General features: G+C 35.0%; 10 protein-coding genes. 9 read left to right on the forward strand and 1 reads right to left on the reverse strand.

The genetic code is table 11. The features are described from left to right. Positions 1-343 precede the first annotated feature (343 nt). The 7 genes from rhaT to AAYQ05_RS12730 all read left to right on the forward strand — a co-directional run bounded on the left by rhaT (position 344) and on the right by AAYQ05_RS12730 (position 9,462). Positions 344-1,393, forward strand: coding sequence for an L-rhamnose/proton symporter RhaT (gene rhaT, locus AAYQ05_RS12700; RefSeq protein ID WP_343543783.1), 1,050 nt, complete (start codon positions 344-346; stop codon positions 1,391-1,393). 26 nt (positions 1,394-1,419) lie between these two features. Further along, the gene (locus AAYQ05_RS12705) at positions 1,420-3,564 is read left to right on the forward strand and encodes a bifunctional aldolase/short-chain dehydrogenase (RefSeq protein WP_343543784.1); all 2,145 of its coding nucleotides are present in this window, start codon (positions 1,420-1,422) and stop codon (positions 3,562-3,564) included. A gap of 202 nt (positions 3,565-3,766) precedes the next feature. Further along, positions 3,767-5,041: a sugar isomerase gene (locus AAYQ05_RS12710; protein WP_111377104.1), complete on the forward strand. Its 1,275-nt coding sequence runs from the start codon at positions 3,767-3,769 to the stop codon at positions 5,039-5,041. A 64-nt stretch (positions 5,042-5,105) separates the two neighbouring features. Further along, positions 5,106-6,467 (forward strand): FGGY-family carbohydrate kinase, encoded by a 1,362-nt coding sequence (locus AAYQ05_RS12715; RefSeq protein ID WP_343543786.1) that lies wholly within the window; start codon positions 5,106-5,108, stop codon positions 6,465-6,467. A gap of 96 nt (positions 6,468-6,563) precedes the next feature. Then, on the forward strand, positions 6,564-7,304 hold the full coding sequence (locus AAYQ05_RS12720) for a (Fe-S)-binding protein (protein ID WP_343543788.1): 741 nt from the start codon (positions 6,564-6,566) through the stop codon (positions 7,302-7,304). A 177-nt stretch (positions 7,305-7,481) separates the two neighbouring features. Next, a complete protein-coding gene (locus tag AAYQ05_RS12725) occupies positions 7,482-8,882 on the forward strand; it encodes a lactate utilization protein B (protein WP_343543789.1) in 1,401 nt (466 codons plus the stop codon). Beyond that, positions 8,875-9,462, forward strand: a complete 588-nt coding sequence (locus AAYQ05_RS12730) for a LutC/YkgG family protein (protein WP_343543791.1) — start codon at positions 8,875-8,877, stop codon at positions 9,460-9,462. Before AAYQ05_RS12725 ends, AAYQ05_RS12730 begins: the two co-directional genes overlap by 8 nt. 74 nt (positions 9,463-9,536) lie before the next feature. On the opposite strand, the gene AAYQ05_RS12735 is transcribed toward AAYQ05_RS12730, so the two are convergent. Further along, positions 9,537-9,869, reverse strand: coding sequence for a YegP family protein (locus AAYQ05_RS12735; protein WP_111367166.1), 333 nt, complete (start codon positions 9,867-9,869; stop codon positions 9,537-9,539). Positions 9,870-10,120: 251 nt separating this feature from the next. Between AAYQ05_RS12735 and AAYQ05_RS12740 the strand changes: the two genes are divergently transcribed. Beyond that, complete coding sequence (locus tag AAYQ05_RS12740) at positions 10,121-11,245, forward strand: XdhC family protein (RefSeq protein ID WP_343543794.1); 1,125 nt, start codon at positions 10,121-10,123, stop codon at positions 11,243-11,245. Then, the gene (locus AAYQ05_RS12745) at positions 11,220-11,837 is read left to right on the forward strand and encodes a nucleotidyltransferase family protein (RefSeq protein ID WP_343543796.1); all 618 of its coding nucleotides are present in this window, start codon (positions 11,220-11,222) and stop codon (positions 11,835-11,837) included. Before AAYQ05_RS12740 ends, AAYQ05_RS12745 begins: the two co-directional genes overlap by 26 nt. Positions 11,838-11,883 lie beyond the last annotated feature (46 nt).

Consider the following 11,883-nt stretch of genomic DNA (forward strand, 5'->3'; position numbering starts at 1 on the left):
TAATTCTACGGTTTTAAAAAAAATCTCTTCTTTGAAGATAAATCTATCACGCAAAATCATTTTGCTTATCAAAAAAGAGAATTTAGCAAGGCTTGTAATCTTTTTTTTATGATTTTTAAATTTTAACCCAAATGCGGAATTAATAATTGCGAAATCGATTGCTAAAATAGCCATTTTAAATTTATTTACCCAATAATTAGAAGTGCTTATTTCTAATTATCCTTAGTTTTAACAAAAAATATGAAATCCGTAAAGGATAGTACAGGACAGTTTTCTTTTTGACATTCTCTTATTTTACAAAACCAAATTACTAACAAACCTTACCTAAACCAAAAACAATAATATGGAATCATTATTAGGAATCATTTTTCACTCTATCGGAGGATTTTCTTCAGGTAGTTTTTATATGCCTTTTAAAAAAGTGAAAGATTGGGCTTGGGAAAGCTATTGGCTGGTGGGAGGATTTTTCTCTTGGCTGATTGTTCCGCCAATTGCAGCATACTTAACGATTCCAAATTTTACTGAAATTATTGTGGCTGCATCTCCATCTATAAAATCTTTTACTTTTTTAATGGGATTGATCTGGGGTATTGGTGGCTTAACATACGGTTTAGGCGTTCGTTACTTAGGAATGTCTCTAGGGAATTCAATTACTTTAGGATTCTGTTCTGCGTTTGGAGCTTTAGTTCCTTCAATTTATTATGATTTTGTTCCAACAGAAGGTAAGATTTCATTTTCTCACATGCTTACTAATACAGGCGGTCAGATCGTTTTATTGGGAGTTGTAGTGTATCTAATAGGAATTGCTATTTCTGGAAAAGCAGGAATGCTAAAAGAGAAAGATTTTTCAACTGGTCATGAAGATAAAGACAAAGACTTCAATCTGGTAAAAGGTTTGATCGTAGCCGTGATTTCAGGAATTTTAAGCTCATTCTTTAATTACGGAATTGAGGCCGGAAAATCTATGGCAGAGCAAGCTGTAGTAAATGGAGCTAATCCTTTGTTTCAGAACAATGTAACTTATGTTGTTTTACTTTGGGGAGGATTAACAACCAATTTTATCTGGTGTCTTTACTTGAATTTTAAAAACAAATCAATTAAAAATTATACTGATAAATCTACTCCAATAACCAAAAATGTATTGTTTTCTGCTCTTGCTGGAACCATGTGGTTTTTACAGTTTTTCTTTTACGGAATGGGCGAAAGCAAATTAGGAAATGGCGCCAGTTCATGGATTCTCCATATGGCAACCATCATTTTGACAGCAAATTTTTGGGGATTTTATTTGAAAGAATGGAAAGGAGTTTCTAAAAAAACAATGAGAACTTTTTTCTGGGGAATTGGACTTATCATGCTTGCAATCGTTTTGGTAGGAATTGGTAATTCATTATAAATACAAGAAATAATTTAAAATAGTATATGTCGAATACAAACACAATTAATAATATGAATTTTAAGCATGTAAGCTACCTTTGGGATGAGGCTAAGGCAGCAGCATTAGCAGGTGATGAAGTAGCGCTTTTTATTTATCGTTCTAACTTGTTAGGGGCTGATTTAAGATTGACCAACTATGGTGGTGGAAACACTTCTGTAAAAATTACCGACAAAGATCCTCTTACAGGAGAATCTTCTGAAGTAATGTGGATTAAAGGTTCTGGCGGTGATATTGGAACGTTGACAAAATCAGGTTGTGCTGCTTTGTATTTGGACAGACTTCGTAATCTTGAAAATGTTTATAGAGGTATTGAGTTTGAAGATGAAATGGTAGAATTATTCAACCACTGTATTTTCGATTTAGCTTCAAAAGCGCCTTCTATTGATACGCCTTTACATGGTTTTCTTCCATTCAAACATATTGATCACTTGCACCCAGATGCGGCAATTGCGATCGCTGCTGCGAAAGATGGAAAGAAAATCACAGAAGAATTATTTAACGGAGAAATTGGCTGGGTAGGCTGGCAGCGTCCAGGATTTGATCTTGGTCTTCAGTTGAGAGCTTGCTTAGAAGAGGCAGAAAAAAACGGTAAAAAACTACGCGGAATCATGTTAGGTTCTCACGGTTTATTTACTTGGGGAGATACTGCTTTTGATAGTTATATCAATACGCTGGAAGTAATCGAGAAATGTGCTTCTTACCTAGAAGATAATTACGGAAAAATACGTCCAGTTTTTGGAGGTAAAAAAATCGACAGTCTTCAAGAAGCAGATCGTAAATTGAAAGCAGCAAAAGTAGCTCCAATCTTAAGAGGTTTCTGTTCATCAGAACGTCAGATGATTGGTCATTATACAGACGACGCAAGAGTTTTGGAATTTATTAACTCTAATGATTTGGCAAAATTAGCTCCATTAGGAACATCTTGTCCAGATCACTTCTTGAGAACTAAAATTAGTCCTTTGGTTTTAGAATTGGATCCGAACGAAGATTTATCTGATGTTGATGCAATCAAAGCAAAATTAACTCCTGCTTTTGAGGCTTACCGTGCAATGTACAAAGACTATTACAATGCATGTAAAAAATCAAACTCGCCGGCAATGCGTGACCCAAATCCAGTGGTTATTTTATATCCTGGGGTTGGTATGTTTACTTTTGCTAAAGATAAAACAATGGCACGTTTGGCATCTGAATATTATATCAATGCAGTAAACGTAATGAAAGGTGCCGAAGCAGTTTCAGAATATACTTCTTTGCCACACCAAGAAGCTTTTGATATTGAATATTGGTTGTTAGAAGAAGCTAAATTACAGCGTATGCCTAAACCAAAAGCATTATCTGGAAGAGTAGCTTTAATTACAGGTTCTGCAGGCGGAATTGGTAAAGCTATCGCTAAAAAATTCGCTCAAGAAGGTGCTTGTGTGGTAATCAACGATATTAACGAAGAGCGTTTAGAAGGTGCAACTGCTGAGTTCATCAAATCATTTGGCAAAGATGCAGTTTCTAGCACTTTATTGAATGTTACTGATGAAGTAAGCACAGAAAAAGCATTAGACGAAGCGTGTTTAGCCTTTGGTGGTGTTGACATTGTGGTAAATAATGCTGGAATCAGTATTTCTAAATCTATCGCAGAACATACTTTAGAAGAATGGGATAGATTATATGATATTTTGGTTAAAGGACAATTTATTGTTTCTAAAGCCGGAATCGAAGTAATGCGTAAACAAGGTTTTGGAGGTGATATTGTAAATATTGTTTCTAAAAACGCTGTTGTGGCTGGTCCAAATAATCCTGGTTATGGTTCGGCTAAAGCTGCTCAAGCGCACTTAACACGTTTAATGGCTGCAGAGCTTGGAGCAGATAAAATTCGTGTAAATACAGTAAATCCTGATGCTGTAATTTCAGATTCAAACATTTGGTCTGGAGGATGGGCAGAAGGTCGTGCAAAAGCATACGGAATCACGGTTGAAGAACTTCCAGCTTACTATGCAAAACGTACGTTATTAAATGAAATCATATTGCCAGATGATATTGCTAACGCTTGTTATGCTTTTGTTGGAGGTTTACTTGGTAAATCTACAGGAAATGCCTTAAACGTAGACGGTGGCGTAGCCATGGGCTTTTATAGATAAAGATTGTTTAGGTTTTTTATATAAGTTTGTTTAAGCAAAAGTGGTTTTTTGTGGTCTAGCGTTCGAATTCTTTCGAACGTTAGATTTTTTAGCATATAACAATTCGCTTTAACAAAGAAAACTTAACAAAAAAGTGAAGTAAAACGGGAGTTCCCAGCGTATAAAGTTATATCTTGTAAACTCTATTAAAATATCAATAACTATGTTAATCGGATCAAACCACATCGAATCTCATAACGAAGATTTATTAAAAAAACACCAAAATAAATTAGTTTTTACAGCATCAGAAATAAATGATACGGAAGCGATTATTCAAAAATTAATCGACTTTCAGATTGCCATTCCATCTTGGGCTTTAGGAACAGGAGGAACAAGATTTGGACGTTTTGCTGGAGGTGGAGAGCCTCGTTCTTTAGAAGAAAAAATCGAAGACGTTGGATTACTTCATAAATTAAATAACGCTTCGGGAGCTATTTCTCTTCACATTCCGTGGGATATTCCGACTGATTACAAAGCGATCAAAACACTGGCAAATCAGCACGGATTGAAGTTTGACGCGATGAACTCAAATACATTTCAAGATCAAGCAAGTGCCGAACATACTTATAAATACGGTTCTTTACAAAACGTAAACAAAGCAGTTCGTAAACAGGCAATTGCTCACAACATAGAAGTTATTAAACACGGAATCGAATTAGGATCTGAGTCTTTAACAGTTTGGTTGGCAGATGGTTCTAATTTTCCAGGACAATTAAACTTTAGAAAAGCCTATCAAAATACATTAGAAAGTTTAGAGGAAATCTACGATGCATTGCCTTCAAACTGGAAATTGTTTTTAGAATATAAATGTGCTGAGCCTAACTTTTATTCTACGACTGTAGCAGATTGGGGGCAGTCTTATTCGTATGTTAAGAAGTTAGGTGACAAAGCGCAGACTTTAGTCGATTTAGGACATCATCTTCCAAATGCTAATATTGAGCAGATTGTATCTTTACTGCTGATGGAAAACAAACTAGGTGGTTTCCACTTTAACGATTCAAAATACGGTGATGACGATTTAACTGCTGGTGCATTAAAACCTTACCAATTATTCTTGATTTTTAATGAATTAGTGGAAGGAATGGACGCAAGAGGAATGAATCACGCCAAAGATTTAGGCTGGATGATCGATGCTTCTCACAACATTAAAGATCCGTTAGAAGATTTATTGCAGTCTGTTGAAGCGATTATGATTGCTTATGCGCAAGCACTTTCTGTTGACAGAAAAGCATTAGAAAAAGCGCAAGAAGAAAATGACGTGGTAAAAGCACAGGAAATTCTTCAAAATGCGTTCCGTACAGATGTTCGCGCTCTTGTAGCAGAAGCTCGTTTACGTTCTGGAGCTGCATTAAATCCGGTAGCGTTATATCGTTCGATTCAAGTAAGACAAAATCTGATTGAAGAAAGAGGTTTAAAAACAATGGCAACGGGATTATAATTATAAATTATTAATTGTTAATTATAAATTGACAATTGATAATTAACAATTTACAATTAAAAAAATGAATGTAGTTGCGATTTTTGATATTGGTAAAACAAACAAAAAGGTTTTTTTATTTAACGAAAATTATAAAATTGTCTGGGAGAAATCTGTTAATCTGGAGGAAACCACAGACGAAGATGGATTTCCGTGCGAAGATATCGAAGTCCTGAAAAACTGGATTTTAGAACGATTATCTGAAATAAAAGAGCTTAAAGAGTATGTTTTAAAAGCCATCAATTTCAGCACTTACGGAGCCAGTTTTGTTTATATAGACGAAAATGGAAAAGTTTTAACTCCTCTGTATAATTATCTAAAAGATTATCCAGAGGATTTAAAAGCTGATTTCTATGAAAAATACAAAGGAGAAAAAAAGTTTGCTGTAAAAACAGCTTCTCCGGTTTTGGGCAGTTTAAATTCGGGAATGCAGATTTATCGCATAAAAGAACAGAAGCCCGAAATATTTGAAAAAGTAAAATACTGTCTGCATTTGCCGCAGTTTTTAAGTTTTCTTTTAACGAATGAAGCATACGCTGATATTACAAGTATTGGCTGTCATACCAATTTGTGGAATTTCAAAAAAATGAAATACCATAAATGGTTGAAAGCAGAAAATATTTCAGATAAAATACCACCAATCCATTTTGGTAAAGATGTGATCATGACAAGTGATAATCTGGCAATTGGAGTTGGTCTTCACGATAGTTCATCGGCAATTATTCCATATACAATCAATTTTACTGAGCCATTTGTGTTATTGTCTACAGGAACTTGGAGTATTTCTTTAAATCCGTTCAACAACAAACCTTTAACTTTTGACGAATCGCAAAACGACTGCTTGTGTTATATGCAGTACACAGAAAAGCCTGTAAAAGCAGCCCGTTTATTTGCAGGAAACGAACACGAAGTGCAGACCAAACGCTTGGCAGAACATTTTAAAGTTCCAGTTGATACTTACAAAGAAGTTTATTTTGATAAAAATATTGTAGCCAATCTACGAGCGCTTAATTATCAGATTTTCTATCCAAAAAAATACAATTTTGATATCCTGAAAGAATGCCCTTTTCAAAAAAGAGACCTATCACACTATAAAAATTACGAAACCGCATATCATCAATTAATGTTAGATCTGGTAGAACAGCAGGTTTTTTCTACCAATTTGGTCATTCATAACAGTCCAGTAAAAAAGATTTTTGTGGATGGAGGTTTCAGTAAAAATTCGATTTACATGAATTTATTGGCAGAAGCTTTTCCAGATGTAGAAGTTTATGCAGCCTCGATGGCGCAGGCAAGTGCTTTGGGAGCTGCGTTGGCAATTCATGATAATTGGAATCCAAAACCAATTCAGAACGATTTAATTGACTTGAAATTCTATAAACATTAGGTAAAAACGGTCTGTATGTTGTAAATTTGCTGAGAAACGTATTTTTTACATTTTTACAGTACACGCCTAAATGAACAACACACTAAATACTACAACATGAAAATTGGACTTTTTATACCTTGTTATGTCGACCAATTTTATCCAAAAGTAGGAATTGCAACCTACGAATTGTTACAAAAATTAGGTTGTGACGTCGAATTTCCGATGGGACAGACCTGCTGCGGACAACCAATGGCAAATAGCGGTTATGCACATTTAACGAAAGGATGCGATGCCAATTTTATTGCCAATTTTTCTGGATTTGATTACATAGTCTGTCCTTCTGGAAGTTGTGTTTTGCATGTAAAAGACCATTTGCATGACGAAAAACAAGAAGAGAAGGCAACGGCAATTAGAAATACTGTTTACGAACTTACAGAGTTTATTACAGATATTTTAAAAATTGACCATATTGACGGAAGATTTCCGTTTAAAGTGGGAATGCACGTGAGCTGTCACGGTCAGCGTGGATTAAAGCTTTCGCAAATGTCTGAATTAAACGCACCATTTTTCTCTAAACCTGAACAATTATTGCACAGTATAGAAGGTCTTGATTTGGTTGCTTTAACTAGAAAAGACGAATGCTGTGGTTTTGGCGGGACTTTCTGTGTTACTGAAGAAGCCGTTTCTGTAAAAATGGGACAAGATCGTATCAAAGATCACGAAAGTCATGATGTGGATTATATTACAGGCGGAGACATGTCTTGCTTGATGCATTTGGACGGAATTCTAAAAAGGCAAAAAAGCAGAATCAAAACCATTCACATAGCTGAAATATTAAATTCACTCGAAAATTAATTTTTCTACCATTAAGATATTAAGTTCATAAAGCTTGGTTTAAATATCTATTGGTAAAAAAATAAGAGATTTAAGTGATTTTAGAAAACTTAATTTTCTTTTCATCACTAAGAAATTAAGTTCATAAAGTTTAGCTTAATTTACTTAATGTCTTAATGGTAAAACAACTTTTATAAGATGTCATCAGAAAAAATAATACAGCACAGCGAAGCCGCAGCCAAGTTTAACAAAGATGTAGAGCGTGTCAATTGGCATGATGAAACACTTTGGTTTGTGCGTGCAAAAAGAGATAAATCAGCCCACCAAATAGCAGATTGGGAACTGTTGCGTGAAACCGCTTCTCAAATCAAATTTAATGTGCTTTCTAATATTCACGATTATTTAGTTGAATTTGAAACGAATGCGCAACGAAACGGGATAATTGTACATTGGGCAGCAGATGCCAAAGAACACAACGAAATTGTGCATTCTATCATGGCTAAACATGATGTAAAGCAAATGGTGAAATCCAAATCTATGCTTACAGAAGAATGTCATTTAAATGATTATTTAGCCGAAAAAGGAATTGAAGTAATCGATTCTGATTTGGGAGAATATATTGTTCAGCTTCGTAAAGAACCTCCAAGCCACATTGTACTTCCGGCGATTCACTTAAAGAAAGAAGATGTAAGCGAAACTTTTCACGAACATTTAGGTACAGAGAAAGGAAATTTCAACCCGCAATATTTGACAGAGTCAGCGCGTCATAGTTTGAGAAATACTTTTTTGACTCGAAAAGTGGCTTTAACAGGAGTCAATTTTGCTGTTGCAGAAACAGGAGAATTTGTGGTTTGCACCAATGAAGGAAATGCCGATATGGGTGCACATTTAGCAGACGTTCATATCGCTTGTATGGGATTTGAGAAATTGATTCCGAAAAGAGAACACTTAGGGGTTTTCTTGAGATTATTAGCAAGAAGCGCAACGGGACAGCCTATTACTACTTTTTCAAGTCATTTTAAGAAACCAAGAGACGGAAAAGAAATGCATATCGTGATTGTAGACAACGGAAGAAGTACACAATTAGGAAGAGAAGATTTTAGAAATTCCTTGAAATGTATTCGTTGCGGTGCGTGTATGAATACTTGTCCCGTTTACAGACGAAGCGGCGGACACAGCTATCATAATGCGGTTGCGGGACCAATTGGTTCTATTTTAGCACCAAATTTAGATATGAGCAAAAATGCCGATCTGCCTTTTGCCAGTACGCTCTGCGGTTCTTGTACCAACGTTTGTCCTGTAAAAATTGACATTCACGATCAATTGTACAAATGGCGTCAGGTTTTGGTGAAAGAAGGCCATACGCCGAAAGCAAAAACAGTGGCGATGAAAACGATGGCAACGGTATTAGCAAATCCAACGGTTTTTAATATTGCTGGAAAATCAGGACGATTTGTAATGAAGAACATTCCAGGAATGGTCAATAATAAGATGAATAAATGGTACGATCAGCGCGAAATGCCAGATGTTCCAGAAGAATCTTTTAGAGAATGGTACAAGAAAAATTCGCGAGAATCTAAAGAAAAAGGAAATGAGTAGTAAAGGCGAAATTTTAAAAAGAATAAAACTGAATCAGCCTAATGAGGTTGCAGAACTGCCTGATCTAAATCTTTTAGGTTCTGAACAATTTGATGTTTTAGAAACCTATAAAACGGTTTTAAAAGGAATTGGAGGTGATTCTGTAGAAGTTGCCGATTATAACGAAATCATCAATTACATCAAATCCAATTATAATCTGGAGAAACGATTAATTACAACGCTTCCAGAACTTTCTGAAATTGCTTCTTTAGATTGGAAAGCAGTAGATCCGCATTCGCTTCAAGACGTTGAATTAACGGTTGTAAAAGCACATTTTGGCGTGGCAGAAAACAGCGGACTTTGGGTTACAGATGATATTTTAGGACAGCGTGTTGCGCCTTTCATAGCACAATATTTAGCTATCATCGTTCATAAAAAAGATCTCGTGCCAACCATGCAGCAAGCGTATCAAAGAATCGGAAATATGGAATACGGTTTCGGAACTTTTATCGCGGGCCCTTCAAAAACGGCAGATATCGAACAGTCTTTAGTTCTTGGAGCTCATGGCGCAAGAGGATTGATTGTCTTTTTATTGGATTAAAACAATACTTCAATATATTTATATAGAAAAAGCGAGGCATTTACCTCGCTTTTTTATTTTATAACAGTTTCCAATTATGCCGTTTGATCATCTATAGTTGCATCGGGAGCATTTTTCTTCACAGATTCAATTCCATTTTCTCTAGCAGCTACACTTTCGTACATCTCGCTCGAACCGATAATCTGACCGTTTCCTGCTTTTAAATTAAAATAAGGTTTTCCGCTTTTTGATTCTAATCTATCATAACGATCATCGTCTGGTGCATTTTTTTTCACAGATTCGATACCATTATTGCAGGCTGCTTTTGTAGTATAGCCTTCACTCGTTAGAATGGTCTGACCATTACCAGCTTTTAAATTGAACTGGAACTCTCCGTTGGCTCTAGTAGTGATTACAAATTTTCCCATGTAGTTTACTTTTAAAGTTAGGTAATATAAAATTTTGCTATTGATAAAAATACAAAACTTAGTAATATAAATCATACATCAATTTGAAAAAATGATTATCATAACTATAATAAATTATTTTAAGCCAAATAAATTAAACACAATCTTTAAACATAAATGTCTCTTCTTGTCTGTATGTTTGCAATATTTTTTATTTTTAAACTGTTAAACAGATTCATCAACGCTTATTTCTATTGGTGAAATAATTACCTATGAAAGAAATCAACGAAATTCTTAAAGCTTATTCAGAAGCAAAAGAGTCAGGAAAGAAAACAGCTTTGGCTACTGTAGTTAAAGTTGAAGGATCATCTTATAGACAGCCCGGTGCCCGTATGCTCGTTACGGAAGACGGGATGCTTACTGGCGCAATAAGCGGAGGATGTCTAGAAGGAGATGCGTTGCGAAAAGCACTTCTTTCAATCAATCAGAAGCAAAATAAACTTGTAACTTATAATACGAGTAATGAAGATGATGTAGAGGTAGGTTTGCAGCTTGGATGCAACGGAATTGTCCATATTCTTTTTGAATATATAAACGAAGAGATAGAAAACAATCCGATTCAGCTTTTACAGCAATTGGAATTGGAAAGGAAAGAAGCAGTAATTGTAACTGTTTTTTCTTTAAAAAGAAATGCTCTCCAGATAGGCACAACTTTGTTTTTTAGAAAAGACAGCCCTGTTTTAAATCATAATAATGAAGCTTTAAGTTTAATTTCGGATGTAAAAGAAGTGTTGAAAACTAAAACTTCTTTGGTGAAAAAACTTCAGGAGGAAAACGACAGCGAAGCTTTAATAGAATACATAAAACCTTCTATTTCGCTAGTAATTGCTGGAGCAGGAAATGATATTCAGCCATTGGTAAAAATGGCTTCTGTTTTAGGATGGAAAACCAGTATTGGTGAAGGACGTGCGACGCATGCAACAGCTAAACGTTTTCCTAAAGCCAATCAGGTCGAGGTTGTCAAACCAGAACAATTTTTAGATAATGTGAAGATCGATGATCAGACTTATTTTCTTTTGATGACTCACAATTACAAATACGATTTGGCAGTTTTAAAATTACTATTGGAAACCAATTGTCATTATATTGGAATTCTCGGCCCAAAGTCAAAATTTAGCCGAATGCTCGATGATCTTCTAAAGGAGGGAATTATAGTAAATGACGAGCAGTTAAGCCAAATTCACAGTCCCATTGGTCTAGATATTGGTGCTGAAACTTCAGAAGAAATCGCTTTATCAATTGTTTCTGAAATTAAAGCTGTTGCCTCTGAACGTGCTGGAACTTCTTTAAAATACAAATCGGGTAAAATTCATGATGAAATTCATTATGGAGGCTAGATTTAAAAATAAAACAGGTATTATTATTTTGGCCGCAGGTAATTCTTCTAGATTAGGCAGACCAAAACAATTGTTGCTATATAAAGAATCAACTTTGCTGAAAAAGACCATTTCAGAAGCTTTGAAGGTCGAAAATTCGTTTGTAATAGTCGTAACAGGTTCAAGCCATGATTTAATCGAAAAAGAGCTTAATTTGTCTGAAATAACATTTTCTTTCAATTCTGATTGGGAAAACGGAATGTCTTCTTCGATCGTAAAAGGTGTCAACCAATTATTACATCAAAATCCTGATTCTGAACAATGTATTTTAGCAGTTTGCGATCAGCCTTTTGTAACTCATTCCATTTTTGAAAATTTAATTGTTGAAGCCAATAAAACTAAAAAAGGAATTGCAGCCTCTGCTTATTCTGAAACTTTAGGAACTCCAGTTTTATTTCATAAAAAATACTTTCAAGAACTTCTAGAATTGAAAGGACAGGAAGGCGCCAAAAAACTCATTAAAAAATATGCTGAAGATGTAGTTTCAGTTCTTTTCGAAAAAGGGAATATTGATATTGACACGGAGGAAGATTATAATAAGTTGATTTGTTGATTTTACCACTAAGGTACTAAGACTCTAAGTTTTTTGTTTTTTAATC

Origin of the sequence: Flavobacterium movens (genome assembly GCF_039581425.1) — a bacterium.
GTDB lineage: Bacteria > Bacteroidota > Bacteroidia > Flavobacteriales > Flavobacteriaceae > Flavobacterium > Flavobacterium luteolum.